The organism is Lysinibacillus sp. NPDC047702, from assembly GCF_050272555.1.
In the GTDB taxonomy this organism is placed as follows: Bacteria; Bacillota; Bacilli; order Bacillales_A; family Planococcaceae; genus Lysinibacillus.
Window position 1 is genome coordinate 27,344 of sequence record NZ_JBNNMG010000044.1, and the last position, 16,902, is coordinate 44,245.

Consider the following 16,902-nt stretch of genomic DNA (forward strand, 5'->3'; position numbering starts at 1 on the left):
TCATTGCTACTTTAGTGGTATTAATTGGCTGTAACTTCTATAAACATGAAGACGACAAATATTATAGAACGGGGGTGGAGTGCATTGAATGACTCCGTGTTCCATCGACTATACGATGCATACCATCAAGACGTGTTCCAGTTTCTTATTTATTTAGTAAAAAACCGTATACTTGCTGAAGATTTAGCGCACGAGGTTTATGTACGAGTGTTGCGCTCATACGATCAATTTGCAGGAAATAGCAGTGAAAAGACATGGCTATTTGCCATTGCTAAAAATGTCGCAATCGATCACTTTCGGAAGCAGGCAGTACGCCAAAAGCATTCACTTGACTTTTTTGACTGGGAAACGGAACAACTCCATTCAAACACACCATCACCGGAAGATATGCTGGAGGCAAGTGATGAATTTATGCAGGTAGAGTCAGCACTTGAAAACTGTACAGGAGACCAAAAGATGGTCATTATTATGCGCTACTTTCAAGATTTATCGATTGCAGAAACAGCACAAATACTAGATTGGACAGAAGCAAAGGTAAAAACAACACAGCATCGTGCCATCAAATTTTTAAGGCAACAGCTACAACAGGTTAGAGAACAGGAGGCGAAACGGCAATGACACATAACCAGTTTGATGATGACCAGCTAGAACATGTATTGAACAATGCCCCTAAGCTTTCTGACCGCCGTTCTAAAGATGAAATATTAAATCGATTATTGGCAGATGCTCGCTTGCAGGATAATGTTCATTTGCAAGAAGCCATCCAGCAGCCATTAGACGAAGAAGTGTCAGCGCAAGAACAACAGCAAAGTATAGAGACAGAAACAACAAAGCGCAAAATCCGTAAATGGCCCATTCTTATGAGTGTTGCTGCTGTTTTCGCATTAACAATAGGTGTAGGCTCTAAGTTTATGAATAATAATGATTCCAAGATAGATCAGGCGACAGCCCCTGACATTGCTCCGTATTCTACTATGCAAGACGGGCCAGCTGCAAAAACTGCTGAAAATTTTGATAATTATCTGGATTCGAGCATTGTTGCAGAACATGCTAAATTTATGTCTCTACGTACCTCTGTGTACGAGGAAGACTTAACGGATGCCGTTGTCTTTCGTATTGGTTTGGCAAGTCGTGATGTAGAAAGCGTACCAATGACGTATATTATTCCCAATGAGCGGGTTGAAGCGGATTTTGGGAAAGAAAAACCTTCTACATTACAAATGTATAAAAAGTATGCACCACAAATTGAAGAGAAAGCAAAAGGCTTTACTAACTACCATCCATATCAAGGTGAATTGAAGGAAAAAGATGATAAGCTGATTCATGTATTACCCGAGAAAAATGATTATGATGTAGCCTCTGCACCCGTAAATGAATATAAGGGAACCTTGCAGGATACATTTTCAGACTCAGAGTATACAGAGGTCGAGTTTGAAAATGCAGATGGCACACCATACGAGTTTTCTCAAGAGGGAGAGCCGAGTAAGGCTATGTCATTAACAGGTCCAAGTCATTTTAATTATTATTTATATAAAGACCAGGATAATGGGGCGGAGTATTTATCTCCCGATTTTCGTCAAACTTTTCCCTCGGTAACAGAAGCGATTACGGTTATGCGCAATAAAAATGATGATGTTTATGTTCCTGTCGTTCCAGAAAATGTGACTTATACTGTACAGGAGGTTGCAGAGGGTGTTGTTGTTACCTTTAATGCTCCTCTTGATTTAACGACAATGGAGCCAGCTCGAGCAACACAATTAATCGAAGCAATGATGCTAACGGCTGCAAGCTTTGATAAACAATTACGCTTAGATAATGTAGTTCAGGAAAGCTGGGAAGGCTTTGATTTAAAAAATTTCTTGCCCAAGCCTGTAGGTGCAAATAAGCAGTATATGGATACGCCATAGCAACTTTACGGCGATAGTTTAAGGAGTATTCTCGTACATCAACTGTGGCGAGAATACTCCTTCTTGTTTCTATGGCGATAAACCAACTAACTGTCCATAAAACATACAAATCTAATAGGATTTTTTAAGCAGAACTATTTACTTTTTCTAAATAATTCATTATAGTAAAGCTGTAGAACAAAAATAAAATATTGATTCATCTTCGGGGCAGGGTGAAAATCCCGACCGGCGGTAATAGAGTTGTAAATCGCTAATGTGAAAGACATTAGCTCGAATGATTTACTAAAGACTCTTCAGCCCGCGACCTGTGCAAAATTTTTTGCATGGCTGACTTGGTGCGATTCCAAGGCCGACAGTTAGAGTCTGGATGGGAGAAGATGGAGGTACGATCGTCATTCGTTATTTTAAATTAGCTTTGAACGAGCGTTTTTTCAACATGGCTTTAAAGCCCGCTCGAAAATTGCTGTTTAATGGCGTTTATTAATCATGCCTATTCTCCCTTATGCCAACAATGCATAAGGGTTTTTTCATGAATAACATTTGATTAGATCGTAACCTTTCTTCTTGCGAGATTGAATCAGCAAAGAGGAGAGAATTTTCAATGAAGAAAAATGTTAAACTTCAATCGTTTATTACGATTGGCATGCTGAGCAGTATTTCGTTTTTATTAATGCTATTTAATTTCCCAATTCCACCATTCCCAGCGTTTTTGGAAGTGGATTTCAGTGATATGCCTGCATTACTAGCAGCCATAACAATGGGACCTGTAGCGGGGATTCTAGTAGAGTTATTTAAAAATGTATTGGATTGGATTTTCTCAGGCACGCCAACAGGAGTACCAGTAGGACATATCGCTAACTTCACGACAGGTATTTTATTTATTTTACCAGTATCCTTTATTTTTAAGCGTTTTAAAAACATTGGTGGTCTTATTGGAGGCTTAGCAGCAGGAACAATCGTTATGGCGGTTGGTATGAGTGTTCTTAACTATGCTGTATTTTTACCAATGTACACGTACTTTTTAGGGATGGAGCCTGTTGTAGGAGATTCATTATATAAAATGATTGTGGCTGGAATCTTGCCATTTAATATTGTTAAAGGTATTTTATTAACTGTTATCATGGCCTTATTATTTACAACTATGCGCAAATGGATAGATCGTCAGCGTAATATGTATTTAACGAAATAAGATTATGAAACCTCGAGTGTGATTTGATGCTCGAGGTTTTTTTTATGGATTGAACGCTTGAATCAATAGATAGATTTGTCAACGGAACTTAATCTAGTCGAGCCTAGTGTTTTCATGTAGAATAAGAAAGAGTTTAGAAATGCTAGAGGAGTTTGAAGAGATGAGTGAAAAAAAGGCACAATGGTCTAGTAAACTAGGCTTTATTTTAGCATCAGCAGGAGCGGCAATCGGATTAGGGGCGATTTGGAAGCTTCCATATGTTACTGGTCAAAGTGGCGGTGGAGCATTTTTCCTAATCTTTGTTCTATTTACATTGTTAATTGGTTTACCAATGCTATTATCAGAATATATTTTAGGACGTGGCACCCAATCTGAGGCGGTCACTGCATATAAAAAAATTGCACCGTCGAAAAGGGGCTGGGCATGGATTGGCCGCATGGGTGTACTGGGTTGTTTTTTATTATTAACTTTTTATAGTGTTGTGGGCGGTTGGATTTTTATTTATAGCGGTCTTGGTGTGGTTGGTACTGTTATTGATCCTGCTAATGATCCTAGTGAGCTATTTGAAAAGATTATTGGTACGCCTTGGATTACATTGCTAGGTTTAGGGTTATTTACGCTAGCGAATGTACTAGTGATATCTCTTGGAGTGCAAAATGGTATAGAAAAGGCTAATAAGTTTATGATGCCATTATTATTTATGATGTTTATAGTACTTGTTGTCCGAGCAGTAACATTAGACGGAGCGATGGAGGGTGTGAAATTTTTCTTATGGCCAGACTTCTCTAATATTACTGGAAGGGCTTTATTAGAAGCTTTAGGCCAATCCTTCTTTGGCTTAGCAGTAGGGTTTTCTTGTCTAGTGACCTACAGCTCTTATTTAAAAAAGGATGTGAGCTTACCTAACTCGGCGGGCTCGGTTGTACTTTTAACTGTACTTGTATCGTTTTTAGCAGGATTAGCGATTTTTCCTGTTGTATTTGCCTTTGGTTTAGAGCCTGCATCTGGACCAGGCTTACTATTTATGGTGCTGCCTACAGCATTTAGCCAAATGCCATTGGGTGAAGTGTTCTTAGCGATGTTTTTATTACTATTTTTATTCGCAACATTAACATCTTCCTTCAGTTTATACGAAATTATTGTAGCGGCATTTATAGAAAAGGGGCGAATGTCTCGCTCAGCATTGACACTGTTATTAGGTGTAATAGTCTTTATTGCTGCAATTCCAGCAGCATTGTCTTCTAGTACCTTAGCAGATGTATCATTCTTTGGGAAAACAATTTTTGATACGACAGATTTTTTAGTATCGAATTTAATGCTTCCGTTAGGAAATTTATTGATAGCTTTCTTTATTGCGCATGTAGCTGATAAAGAATTTGTGAGGAAGGAATTACTGATGGGAAGCCAAATGGGACAGGGGTATTATTCTACATATCGACTATTAATGTTAATTGTAGTACCTATAGTCATTCTTGTTGTTTTATTAAATATGCTTTTACAATATTAAAAAGCAGGGTGTATTCTATTTTACAGGAATACACCCTATTTTTATGAATAAAAGGACGTTAGCCTAAAACCTTCGCATCCTACGAAAACGGCTAACTGACCTGACTCGTGCCGCTGCCGCTTTGCTTTCGCGAAAAAAACATCTGCAGGTCTGGGCACAATTCAAAATCCGGACACAATTACGACAAGGCGAAATTGATAATGGGGGCAACGATAGGGTTAATATTCGTTAAGTGATAATTCTCCTAGCCAATCTTCTTTGATAATCTTTTTTGCTTGCTCTTCGCTGTTTGTAATAGGAAAAACTTTATCAACCTGCGAAATAGCGAATAAGTTGCGGATGAAATCATCGACGACAATAATGGCGATTTTCTTTTCTTTTATTGATATTTTTTTGGCAAAGTTAACGATCATACCAAAGCCGGTACTATCGATATTTGTTACTTTTTGCATATCGATAATATATCCATGCTTTGTTTCTAAATTTAGTGATTGAAGATCTTTTTTTATATCTTCAATCAGACCGTATTCTAAATCGCCAGTAAACGCAATTAAGATATAATCAGCCTTTGTGCCAATATCCATCGCAATTTTCTTCTGATTCATACTATAGCGCCTCCATTTTCCTTTTCATGTTTATGGATTAATTTATACTTGGCATTTCCATGATATGTGCCTGACAAGAGTGAAAGCTTTCCAAAGACTTTTTGAGCCTCCTCATCCGCTTATTTCATTGTGGGAGTCGCCGTCTATTCATAATTGTTTTAATAAACTCCCATTGTATCTATAACACATCGTATCATGTTTATCCTTAATTAAAACTTAAATTTATTGACTTCGTTTTGTAATTTATCTGAAATTGTTGCTAATTCATCTGAGTTTTGTGTTATCTCTGCCACGGTAGCATATTGTTCCTCAGATGTAGCGGCGATTTCCTCTGTTGCAGCTGCAGAGTCTTCGATGATACGAGAAATGTCTTGAATAGCTTGTTGAACACCTAAGGAGTTGTCATTGACATGCGTAAATGCCATCTTCATTTGTTCAACACCTTTTTCTGTTTCCACAACTTTCTCCACGATCTCTTTTAAAGCGGTTCCTCCTTTGTTGATAATTGTTACTTGCTCCTCTACCGCAAGCAGATTACTTTCCATTGTGCGAACTGTTACTGACGTTTCAGCCTGAATATCATTAATGAGATTTGTAATTTGTCCAGATGCCATGCTTGATTGCTCAGCAAGTTGACGTACCTCTGAGGCAACAACCGCAAAGCCTTTTCCTTGATCACCTGCGCGTGCGGCTTCAATAGCTGCATTAAGGGCAAGTAAATTTGTTTGCTCTGCAATACCTGTAATCACGGTGATAATACCACCAATTTCTTCAGAGCGTTTGCCTAGTTTTTGAATAGAGTCCGTTGCATAAGACACTGTTTGCGTTACAGCACTTAAATGCTTGATGGCTTCATTAATCGCTTCTTCTCCTTTACGTGCAATATTCGATGATTCTATGGCACTAGTCAAAGTCATTTCAGCCTTTTTCAAACTACTCGATACTTCTTCAATTGTTTTTTGCATCATCGATACAATTTGCTCAGCTTGATCGGATTGTGTTGTTGTTCCAACTGCGATTTCATTCATCGTTAATGCAATTTGGTTAGAAGCCTCGCTAGTCTGGTGTGATGATTCAGCTAATGAGTGGGAGGAGTTAGCCACCTGATTAGCGCTGCCAGCCACAATTGTTATTGTTTCAGTTAAGCGATCTTTCATATTACTAAATGCTTGTGCTAAATCCGTAATCTCATCTTTGCCTTTAGGATTTAATAATTTTACATTCAAATTTAAATCTGCAAGCTCTTGGGCATTTGAGCTTAGGATATTGATTGGATTAATGATTTGTCGTTGTAAAAACCAACTAATACCGACAATCAATAGAATAGCAATCCCTAAAGAAACTGCTACATTTTCAAGGGCTGATTTTGTTGCAATGCTTATATAAGGAGCTGTTGGAACGGCTGTTGCCCATACACCTATTACATCTCCTTTGCTATCTAAAATAGGGTCATAGGCTGCCTGATGCATGTTTCCTAAAACACTTGCCGAACCAATAAAGCGCTTTTTTTCTCCTAATACAACAGTGGCGACTTCGTCAGATACTTTAGTATTTAAGGCACGCTGTCCGTTTTCGACAATATTGGTACTAATTCGTGAATCATTTTGGAAAATTGATACGGCATTACCGTTTGTTAGCTCTCCAACTTTATCAGCAATGTCAAAATTCTCAACCATGTTGACATCGCCTTTATATAATTGATTATTTTTGATGGACCAATCTCCAGGGAATTTTGCGTTTAAATATTCATAGCTTACTTGAATATCTGATAGAAGCTTAGTATTTGCACTTTCTAAAAGATTCTTTTTCGCAACATAATAATTAATTCCTGCTAAAAGTGAAGTAAGAAGTAAAATACAACTAAAGATTAGCAGGCTTATTTTTTTTCGAATTGTCAGTTTCATTAAAACTCCTCCAATTATACTTTATAGGTGTGTTGTTGAACCTTATTTCACGTTATGATTTAAGTTGCTCGTTTTCATGAGCTAAGTAGAGTTGATATATATTTAAAGATTCATCAAAACCCTCTATTTTCATTTATATATATTCTTTTTGAGATACCAACTAAAAATTTTGTTTCAGAAATATGTTCAAACCAAATATCGTCAACCATATTTTTAACAAAAAATAAACCACGCCCACGATCTGAAAAATCAAGTTCATTTAAATCGTATTGAAGAACTTTACTCCAATCATTTTCAGCAATTCCTTTTGCTTCATCTGTAACGGTTACTTTTATTTCTTCAGCGGATTGGCATACATGTATTTGAATTTCCTTTTCTGAGTATGCATCGATTTTTCCCATTGCTTCAACAGCATTTATAACTAATTCATGTACAACAAAGCGTAATTCTTTTTTATAAGGTAGATTATACACGTTTGCATAATTTTCCATAACTTGATCTACGAATGCTATTGCTTGTGTATCAGGATTTACATTGAGCGTGAATTCCATCACCAATCACCTACCCTGTAATGTAATTGTTATTGAAACTACTGTTATATCATCACTGTGATCATTTTCTAATAAATTGTACTTTTGAGAAAATTTTTGTAAGGCATAGCTATTTTCTTGTGAGGCATAGGAATGGAAAAAATCCATATCAATATTGTGTTGTTTATTTAATGTCAATAATCCATCCGTATAAAGTATAATACGATGCCAGCCGGATAAAGGAATTGTTTTTTTAGTGATTGGAATGGTAGGGAATAGTCCAAGAATAGGTGTGTTTGCTTGAAGAAATACTGTCTCTCCGTACTTTCCAAATAAAAAACCAGCTGGATGGGCTGCATTCACATAGTGTAATGTTCCACTTTTTGTATCAATAAGTATGTAGATAGCCGTCATTAAAAAACGGTCCATATCTTCATCAGAAAAAAGCTCATTAATTTGACGATTTAGCTCCCGAATGACTGTTACAGGATCGATTAATTTTGTAATCATACCTTTTAACAGAGATCGAACGGACATGGTAACAAGTGATGCAGCGATGCCATGCCCCATAGCATCATATAAAAGAATAGCCGTCAAATGTTCATTAATCCTAAACCAACAGTACATGTCACCTCCTAATGTATTGGATGTAACATAAAGTCCATCAATCTGTAGGTTTTCAAGATATAGTGGTGGTGATAAAGCGTTTTTTTGAAACTTTTTTGCCACGATTAGGTCTTTTTGAATCATACTTTCTTGTTGTCTTCGCAGTTTTGCTTCATTCTGATATTTTGTGGCAACTTGAATTCGGGTTTTAAATTGTGTGAAATCAAATGGCTTTAAAATAAAATCAAATATTCCAGCCTCAAAAACTCTATCAATCGTAATTGTTTTTTCATAAGTAGTAGCAAGAAGGATTGGGACATCAATCCAGTTTATTAAACTGTCAATTTGCTGACATATTTCTTCGCAATTTTTAAGTGTCAATTTTGCATCGAGAATAATTAATTCTAGATCTTCTTTCAAAGAATCTAATAAATAATTCATTGCTGCATCAGGGGAGGAAAAGCAATGAATATCTTTGATGTCTATACGATGAAAATATTTTTGCAGACGCAATACATCATTACTTACGCTGCCAATAATTAATACTGACATGCTTCCTACATTCACCGCCTTATGGATCTTTAACAGAAGATTTCTAGGAATTTTAAATATTCATATAACTATATTATATACGCCTTATTTACTTGGCTGATGAACAATATAGAAATTCTAATTTGCTATAAATTTACCAATAAATATGGCATTATACAAGACTATTGTGATATAAAATGCGGAAATATTATTTCTTATTTAAATTCCATAAAACAGACTATGAAAATCGCCGAAAATCTTCATAGTAAAGCCTTAATTCACGTGTAAAGGCAATCATAAATGAGAGCTCTATATATCTAAAAAAAAGATAAATATCTTCGAAAAAAACAATGTAATGAAAGTTAACATACATATTGCACCTTTTTCATTTTTGATGTAATTTAAAAGCAGTTATTTATTATGGTGTCAACTAAAATTACATTGGAGTGGTGGAGAATGAAACATTATACGAAAGAAGATATTATACGCCGAGTGGAAGAAGAAAATGTGAAATTTATTCGCCTACAATTTACTGATATATTGGGAACAATTAAAAATGTTGAAGTTCCTGTAAGTCAATTAGAAAAAGCATTGGACAATAAAGTGATGTTTGATGGTTCATCCATTGAGGGCTTTGTACGTATTGAAGAATCGGATATGTATTTACGTCCAGATTTTAATACCTTTGTAATTTTCCCTTGGACAGCTGAAAAGGGCAAGGTAGCGCGCTTTATTTGTGATATAGCAAGACCTGATGGTACACCGTTTGAAGGTGATCCACGTTCTAATCTAAAAAGGGTATTAAAAGAGATGGAGGAGCTTGGTTTTACTTCATTTAATTTGGGACCAGAACCAGAGTTTTTTTTATTTAAGCTGGATGAAAAAGGGCACCCAACACTTGAATTAAATGATAGTGGGGGATACTTTGACTTAGCACCGACAGATCTTGGCGAGAATTGTCGCCGTGACATTGTATTAGAGCTAGAAGGGATGGGCTTCGAGATTGAAGCATCTCACCATGAGGTGGCACCTGGTCAGCATGAGATTGATTTTAAGTATGCCAATGCTATTGAAGCATGTGATAATATTCAAACATTTAAACTTGTTGTAAAAACAATTGCAGCGCAGCATGATTTACACGCAACTTTTATGCCAAAGCCATTATATGGCGTTAACGGCTCTGGAATGCACTTTAATTTATCTTTATTTGAGGGAAATAAAAATGCCTTTTATGATGAAAATGCAGAGCTGCAATTAAGCCAAAAAGCGCGTAGTTTTATGGCTGGTATTTTTAAACATGTACATGGTTTTACTGCAGTCACGAATCCGCTTGTAAATTCCTACAAACGGTTAGTGCCTGGCTATGAGGCTCCTTGTTATGTAGCATGGTCTGCTCAAAACCGCTCACCACTTATTCGAATTCCGGCTGCAAGAGGGCTCTCCACACGCATTGAGCTTCGTTCTGTTGATCCTGCAGCAAACCCATATTTAGCGATGGCCGTTATTTTAGCATCAGGGCTCGACGGGATTCGCAATGATTTAACACCTCCAGATGCAGTTGATCGAAATATTTATAAAATGTCTCGGAATGAACGTGAATTAAATGGTATTGATAGTTTACCATCATCATTAGAATTTGCATTAATTGAATTAGAAATGGATCATACTGTATGTGAGGCACTTGGAGATCATATTTTTGAAAAATTTTCGACTGCTAAAGAAATAGAATGGAATAAATATCGTACACGCGTTCATAACTGGGAACGTGAAGAATATTTAAGAATGTATTAAAAGGAAGTGTTGGAGCTTTTTCGCTTCAACACTTCTTTTTCACTTGAATAGTTATATTATTTTTGTGACAAATCTTTCCTTTTAATTTAATATAAAAGAGGGGGAGGAGAATAGATGGTGCAAGCGACTCAAGTAGTAACAATCCAAAATAATGATATAGTAAATTTTGAAAATGATATTAATAACGCTCTTTTAGATTTAAGTGAATATTTAATAATCGATATTAAATATAATACTTTATATATTGGAGAACAAACTGTTATACATTCAGCTCTAATTATTTATAAATAAAGAAATTCATGACTGATTGAAAGGAGGATTTTATTTGTCAAAAATTTTTATGCTTTCAATTACTAAAAGAATAGATGATCGTGAAGAAACTCAAAGTGTAATGGAAAAAATATTTCCCAGGAAATCTGTGTTAAAAGAATTTCTAAAAAAAGAAGGATATTGTAAGGCAGCGAAAAATCAATATATAAAAATTAAGAATGAATTGATATATGAGGCAGCCATAGAAAAAATAAAACTTTAAATAATGTTAGTACCACTTAAAAAACAACATTAGAAATAAAATTAAGTCATGTTCATATGAGCATGATTTTTTATTATGATTGATTCAATTATTGATACTCAAGATTTTCAATCAGAAATGCTCTCAAGAATCTGTATTATTATTTGTCCACTAAATTGTTTCAATCTGCATATTTTTTGCAAAAATTTAAGTGAAGTCTATTAGTTAATATAGACTTAAAAATGATTTATATCTTACTTACCAAGACATAATTCAATTAGAATTTATTAAGTAAACTTTTCTTTAAAAATTATTAATATAGTAGTATGGATAAATCAGTCCAAAGAAAGCATAAAAAAACAGGATTAAATACTGTCATTTCGTTAATCTATATACAAGGAGTGAGGGCAATGAGTTGGATTGAGTCGATTCAAAAGGCAATTAATTATATCGAAGTGCATTTATTAGAGGACATTACTATGGAGCAAATTGCACGAGAGGTTCATTCTTCAGTCTTTCATTTTCAACGGACTTTCTCAATTTTAACGGATATGTCCATTGCGGATTATATAAGACGTAGAAGATTAACATTGGCTGCGCAAGAGTTACTGAATACAGAGGAAAAAATAATCGATCTCGCCTACAAATATGGCTATGACTCTCCTGAAGCTTTCACAAAGGCATTCCGCAAGCAGCACCATATAACGCCAAGTGAAGCAAGAAAAAAGCAAGGCCCATTACAATCATACAATCGCCTGGTCATCCAGGTCAGTCTGAAAGGAGCAGAACCAATGAAGTATAGAATTGAAGAAAAAGAAGCATTTCAAGTAGTTGGGGTAAAAAGAACTTATAATTGTCAAAGTGGTGAAAATACGAGAGGGATTCCTCAATTTTGGAATGAAATGAACAGTCAAAATTTTGATAAACAGCTGATTCAATTAAATAATGGAGATATTAAGGGTGTACTTGGAGTTTGTGTTCCTGATCCAAACTATCCACAAAATAGCCTGATTGATTATTGGATTGCTGCTGATTATGCAGGGGATGTACCAGATGATTTACTGGCAATGGACATATCAGCATCTAAATGGGTTGTCTTTGAAGTACATGGTCCTATGCCAGATGCAATGCAGAATACTTGGAAACAAATATATTCTGAATGGTTCCCATCTAATCCCTACGAACCGATAGGATCTGCAGAGCTTGAAGTGTATTCTGATGAGGATCCATTTAGTCCTGATTGTTATTCTGAAATTTGGATACCGATTAAGTAATAAGTAAAATGTAAAGACCAAGAATGGTGATAAAATTCTTGGTCTTTACGAATTTATTGTATTAAAGCATAAATACTAATATCATCAGATGTTTCTGTTTCGGGTAATGTTCCTATATAGCTGAATTTCAACTTTTCTAGTACTTTTATGGAGTTTTTATTAGCAGGCTCAACCTTTGCTTCAATTTTTTTAATGTGTAAGGCGGTGAAGGCATAATGAATTAAAGCTGTAATACTTTCCTGCGCAAAACCCTTTCCCCAATAAGCTTTCCCAAGCTCATAGCCAATTTCTGCGGTATTGTTCTCTTCATCAAATGAATTAAATCCACATGAGCCAATAATTTTCTGGGATGTTTTCTCAATAATTGAATAACGGATGCCTTTTTGTTCTTTCGCCAATTGATCAAGTATTGTAATCATCTCTTGTGCCTGTTTAACATCCGTTAAATTAATAATATTCATGTATTTCGTTACGTCTGGATCTGACCAAATTTGAAATAAATTATTGGCATCCTCTATTTTCATTTTTCTTAAATACAGTCTTTTTGTGTCAATTTGTTCTATCAATACTTTTACCTCCAAGTTTTTATCTTCATTCAGCAGAAGACTCTCACCTCTACAGGTGGTGAGATGAAAGCGGTTTTGGTTCCTTTTCAGTGGGTGTCGAAACACCTACTGAAATAGCGGAACTCAGTCTAAGAACGCCACGTCCTGTGGCAACGACTGAGTGACCAACCTCATGTCGGCCCAAAGTCTCCGGCGGATGTCACGGATTTTCAATGGAATGAATTGTGTAGGCACAATTCAAAATCCGGACACAATTACGCCAAGGCGAAATTGATTTTATTTGGATGAAAAATATTGCTATCTGCGCATCATTCAGTCCCTTCAAATATTTTATACTAGATGTATTTTCAATATTAAACAATAGTTCTACTATTTACAATATACCTTATAATAATAAGGAAATAATAGAATTGGGGAAAAGAAAATGATAAAGGTAAAACCAGAGAATTTTTCGGCGATAAGAGAGACTATTAAAGAGGCACCAACATTTGTCTACAGCATACTGGATCAGATAATAGAAGGTACCATTTATGCAGACGATGCTGGCTATCATTCAATACTAGTACAGACAAAATCAGGAATATATTATGTTTATGGCGATTCGTCTTATGAACCTATGGTAAGTAAAATTGTTACGCTGCTACAAGAATCGCGTGAACACAAAAAACGCTTCACAATATTTACTTATTCGGACGATTGGAGCACAAAAATTAATCAACAATTAAAAGATTATGTTAAGAAAATAGAACGGTACACGTTTAGCTTTGATAGCAATATCTATAACAAGAGAGAAAAACGATATTTAATAGATTTTGAATGCTCTAAAATCACTCAACAACATATTGAACATAGTATAGAATTTACTACTCAATACTACCAAGAATATTGGGATACAACTAGTAATTTTCTTAAAAATGGTTTTGGTTTTTGTCTTCAACATGAAGGCAAAATGATTAGTGAAGCGGTTTCCATTTTTAAATCGATGCAATATGCAGAAGTGGATATAGTAACTGATCCAAGATATAGGGGAAAAGGCTTAGCAAACTTGATGGCAGAGACATTTATAGACTACTGCCTTTTAAACAATATAATACCTTGCTGGGATTGTGATATTGATAACCATGCCTCATATCATTTAGCTGCTAAGCTAGGCTTTACAAATCCAAAAAAATACACAGTTTATACTAAATTATAACTAACGTAAAAAAGCTCACGTACTGTGAGCTTTTTTCATTTTAAAAGAAGCGATTACGTACTTCGAAAATATTATAAAATAATTTAGCATCTCTAGCCATTTTATCATTTGTCTTCATATACGGCCGTAAGCAGTTTTGAAACAATTCATCACAATGTTTTGTACTACCGTAACGAGCATAGCATTCATCATGTAGCTTGCAACATGCATCTACAGCATTCGTTGGTGCACCTGGTCCTGAACAACCGGGTCCACAATATTTATAACCTGGGTAACAAAAACCAAGTTTACGCTGTCTGTTCATCATCTAACCCCTTTCTAAAAGAAATAGTTATTATAAAATATGAAATTTTAGTCTGAGAAAGGGGATTTAAAACTAGTAAAAGCGAAAAAATACAAGAATTATATGAATGCCATTCCGAATAATAATTTGTAAGGTTACTGTAAGCTTTAAAAAAAATACGTGTAAGGATGGAAAGCTATGATAGCAATAGACCAATAAATTAAAGGGCAATAGCACATCCTGCTGTCAATCAAATTCGACTTTTCGAGTAGGCATCACTTGTGCAAAAAAAGTTTGAAAGATAAGGAGTATTACTGTATGAACTCATCCGTTACACAAAAAGAAAGAATTATTTCCTTAGATATTATTCGAGGATTAGCACTGTTTGGCATTTTATTTATTAATGTGGCTGCCTATCAGGTAATCATAGAGGGGGGACCGATGCCTGACTATAGTGGAATAAATGGTCTAATTGATAGACTCATCGATATGTTTATTGAGAAGAAATTCTTTTCAATTTTTTCCTTCCTGTTTGGTGTAGGCTTTTATATTTTTACTTCCCGTGCAGAAGCTCGAGGTGATAAACCAAAATGGCGTTTCGCAAGACGTTTATTAGCCTTGCTTCTAATAGGCATTATTCATATTTTTATTTTCTGGGGTTCGATTCTTGCCATTTATGCCATAATAGGTTTCTTCTTATTACCTTTTTATAATGCAAAGGTTGCTACAATTGGTAAATGGCTCTTCTCTATTATAACTATTCATGTGCTTGGTATTCTGGGACAAATATTTATGCCGAATAACGAGGCTCTATCAACTGCATTTAGTGTAGTTGGAAATGATGCAATGACTATTTTTATTATGTTTTTAACTGGTTTTTTAGTAGCAAAAGCAGGGTGGATTAGTCATGTAAGCGACTATTTCAAACAAATAAAATGGATTCAATTTATAACATTACCATTCTTTATAGGTATCTCCATATGTATTTGGTTTGCATCTCAAGGGGATAATGAAAATCTGCAGTTACTGATTGGCTTAGGCGTCATTCCAACCACTTATTTTTATTTGGCTTGCCTATTTACTATTTTGGAGAATGAAAAAATCGCCAAATTCCTTCAACCCATTGGCAGAGTTGGTCAAATGGCGTTTACCAATTATTTAGCTCAAAGCTTTATTGCACTAGGGATTATATCTTTAATGGGGCTCGAGGTTGTTTCGCCCTCAGATATCGTGTTAATAGCAAGCCTAGTCTTTGTGATTCAAATAATCTTTAGCGTTATTTGGTTTAAATTCTTTAAAATTGGCCCGTTTGAAAAGGTATGGCGCTTTATGACATATGGAAGAAAGGGCAATGAGAATAAAAAATAAGGCATATGAAAATCCCTAACAGCTAGTATTTAAGGCTGTTAGGGATTTTTATAATGATTAAAACGTTATGAGTTTCTTCTATTATATATGTGTGTTACTTTAATGTACTTTACCCTTTGGTTAATTAGAGCATTTCTGAAGTTGTTTTTGCTTGCATATGAAGCTGTAGGTAGTCTGGACCGCCAGCTTTTGAGTCTGTACCTGACATGTTGAAACCGCCGAATGGTTGGTAGCCAACAATTGCACCTGTACAGCCACGGTTGAAGTAAAGGTTACCAACATGGAATTCTTCACGAGCTTTTTCTAAGTTCATACGGTTCTTTGTAATGACTGCACCTGTTAATCCATATTCTGTATCGTTCGCAATTTCAATTGCTTGATCGAAATCTTTCGCTTTTGCAATCGCTACAACTGGTCCGAAGATTTCTTCTTTCATCACACGTGCAGAGGCATCTACGTCTGCAAATACTGTTGGTTGTACGAAGTAACCAACTGAATCATCCGCAGTACCACCAGCAACTAGACGACCTTCGCCTTTACCAATTTCGATGTACTCTGTAATTTTATTGAATGCTGCTTGGTCAATCACAGTCGCCATGAAGTTACTGTAGTCTGTTGGATCACCTACCGTTAAAGCGTTTGTTAATTCTACAACACGATCTACTACTTGATCATAAACATCCTCTACAATCACCGCACGTGAACATGCTGAACATTTTTGACCAGAGAAGCCAAATGCTGATTTCACGATGGATTGTGCAGCTAGCTCTAGATCTGCTTCCTTATCCACAACGATTGTATCTTTACCGCCCATTTCAGCGATCACACGTTTGATCCAAATTTGGCCGTCATTTAGGACAGAGGCACGTTGGTTAATACGTAAGCCTACATCACGTGAACCTGTGAAGCTGATGAAGCGTGTTTTTGGATGATCTACTAAGTAGTCGCCCACTTCAGCACCAGAACCTGGTACAAAGTTCACCGCACCTGCCGGAAGACCAGCTTCTTCTAATACTTCAATAAATTTATAAGCTACAACAGGTGTTGTTGAAGCTGGTTTTAATAACACTGTGTTCCCTGTTACTAAAGCTGCTACTGTTGTACCCGCCATGATCGCAAATGGGAAGTTCCAAGG

17 protein-coding genes and 1 riboswitch are annotated in these 16,902 nt (G+C 35.7%); of the genes, 10 read left to right on the forward strand and 7 right to left on the reverse strand.

Annotated features, from left to right (window positions below):
• Positions 1-84 precede the first annotated feature (84 nt).
• The 4 genes from sigX to ACQKIM_RS18755 all read left to right on the forward strand — a co-directional run bounded on the left by sigX (position 85) and on the right by ACQKIM_RS18755 (position 4,603).
• A complete protein-coding gene (gene sigX, locus ACQKIM_RS18740) occupies positions 85-618 on the forward strand; it encodes an RNA polymerase sigma factor SigX (RefSeq protein WP_427546725.1) in 534 nt (177 codons plus the stop codon).
• Positions 615-1,907, forward strand: a complete 1,293-nt coding sequence (locus ACQKIM_RS18745) for an RNA polymerase subunit sigma (protein WP_427546727.1) — start codon at positions 615-617, stop codon at positions 1,905-1,907. Before sigX ends, ACQKIM_RS18745 begins: the two co-directional genes overlap by 4 nt.
• Before the next feature lie 194 nt (positions 1,908-2,101).
• Positions 2,102-2,290, forward strand: a riboswitch (FMN riboswitch).
• A 218-nt stretch (positions 2,291-2,508) separates the two neighbouring features.
• Positions 2,509-3,096: an ECF transporter S component gene (locus ACQKIM_RS18750; protein ID WP_427546730.1), complete on the forward strand. Its 588-nt coding sequence runs from the start codon at positions 2,509-2,511 to the stop codon at positions 3,094-3,096.
• 160 nt (positions 3,097-3,256) lie between these two features.
• A complete protein-coding gene (locus ACQKIM_RS18755; protein WP_427546732.1) occupies positions 3,257-4,603 on the forward strand; it encodes a sodium-dependent transporter in 1,347 nt (448 codons plus the stop codon).
• Positions 4,604-4,821: 218 nt separating this feature from the next.
• On the opposite strand, the gene ACQKIM_RS18760 is transcribed toward ACQKIM_RS18755, so the two are convergent.
• From ACQKIM_RS18760 to ACQKIM_RS18775, 4 genes are all read right to left on the reverse strand, one after another.
• Entirely contained in the window at positions 4,822-5,208 is a 387-nt protein-coding gene (locus tag ACQKIM_RS18760; protein ID WP_427546735.1) for an STAS domain-containing protein, read from the reverse strand.
• Between the two features lie 209 nt (positions 5,209-5,417).
• Positions 5,418-7,112, reverse strand: coding sequence for a methyl-accepting chemotaxis protein (locus ACQKIM_RS18765; protein ID WP_427546737.1), 1,695 nt, complete (start codon positions 7,110-7,112; stop codon positions 5,418-5,420).
• 113 nt (positions 7,113-7,225) lie between these two features.
• The gene (locus ACQKIM_RS18770) at positions 7,226-7,663 is read right to left on the reverse strand and encodes an ATP-binding protein (RefSeq protein ID WP_427546740.1); all 438 of its coding nucleotides are present in this window, start codon (positions 7,661-7,663) and stop codon (positions 7,226-7,228) included.
• 6 nt (positions 7,664-7,669) lie between these two features.
• On the reverse strand, positions 7,670-8,800 hold the full coding sequence (locus ACQKIM_RS18775) for a SpoIIE family protein phosphatase (protein WP_427546743.1): 1,131 nt from the start codon (positions 8,798-8,800) through the stop codon (positions 7,670-7,672).
• Between the two features lie 435 nt (positions 8,801-9,235).
• Between ACQKIM_RS18775 and glnA the strand changes: the two genes are divergently transcribed.
• From glnA to ACQKIM_RS18795, 4 genes are all read left to right on the forward strand, one after another.
• Positions 9,236-10,570 carry a type I glutamate--ammonia ligase gene (gene glnA / locus ACQKIM_RS18780; RefSeq protein ID WP_427546746.1) on the forward strand — a complete coding sequence of 445 codons (1,335 nt, stop codon included), beginning with the start codon at positions 9,236-9,238 and terminating at the stop codon, positions 10,568-10,570.
• Positions 10,571-10,684: 114 nt separating this feature from the next.
• On the forward strand, positions 10,685-10,861 hold the full coding sequence (locus tag ACQKIM_RS18785; RefSeq protein WP_427546748.1) for a sporulation protein Cse60: 177 nt from the start codon (positions 10,685-10,687) through the stop codon (positions 10,859-10,861).
• Positions 10,862-10,895: 34 nt separating this feature from the next.
• Positions 10,896-11,102, forward strand: coding sequence for a hypothetical protein (locus ACQKIM_RS18790; RefSeq protein WP_427546751.1), 207 nt, complete (start codon positions 10,896-10,898; stop codon positions 11,100-11,102).
• A gap of 389 nt (positions 11,103-11,491) precedes the next feature.
• Positions 11,492-12,355: an AraC family transcriptional regulator gene (locus ACQKIM_RS18795; RefSeq protein ID WP_427546753.1), complete on the forward strand. Its 864-nt coding sequence runs from the start codon at positions 11,492-11,494 to the stop codon at positions 12,353-12,355.
• A gap of 53 nt (positions 12,356-12,408) precedes the next feature.
• Here ACQKIM_RS18795 and ACQKIM_RS18800 read toward each other — a convergent pair whose 3' ends face one another.
• Positions 12,409-12,921, reverse strand: coding sequence for a GNAT family N-acetyltransferase (locus tag ACQKIM_RS18800; protein WP_427546755.1), 513 nt, complete (start codon positions 12,919-12,921; stop codon positions 12,409-12,411).
• A gap of 424 nt (positions 12,922-13,345) precedes the next feature.
• On the opposite strand from ACQKIM_RS18800, the gene ACQKIM_RS18805 reads away from it, so the two are divergent.
• Positions 13,346-14,116 carry a GNAT family N-acetyltransferase gene (locus ACQKIM_RS18805; RefSeq protein ID WP_427546758.1) on the forward strand — a complete coding sequence of 257 codons (771 nt, stop codon included), beginning with the start codon at positions 13,346-13,348 and terminating at the stop codon, positions 14,114-14,116.
• Between the two features lie 40 nt (positions 14,117-14,156).
• On the opposite strand, the gene ACQKIM_RS18810 is transcribed toward ACQKIM_RS18805, so the two are convergent.
• On the reverse strand, positions 14,157-14,420 hold the full coding sequence (locus ACQKIM_RS18810) for a Parvovirus coat protein VP1-like protein (RefSeq protein WP_427546760.1): 264 nt from the start codon (positions 14,418-14,420) through the stop codon (positions 14,157-14,159).
• Positions 14,421-14,717: 297 nt separating this feature from the next.
• On the opposite strand from ACQKIM_RS18810, the gene ACQKIM_RS18815 reads away from it, so the two are divergent.
• Complete coding sequence (locus tag ACQKIM_RS18815) at positions 14,718-15,767, forward strand: DUF418 domain-containing protein (protein ID WP_427546763.1); 1,050 nt, start codon at positions 14,718-14,720, stop codon at positions 15,765-15,767.
• A gap of 124 nt (positions 15,768-15,891) precedes the next feature.
• On the opposite strand, the gene ACQKIM_RS18820 is transcribed toward ACQKIM_RS18815, so the two are convergent.
• The coding region (locus ACQKIM_RS18820; protein WP_427546765.1) for an aldehyde dehydrogenase family protein at positions 15,892-16,902 on the reverse strand (1,011 nt) is incomplete at its 5' end.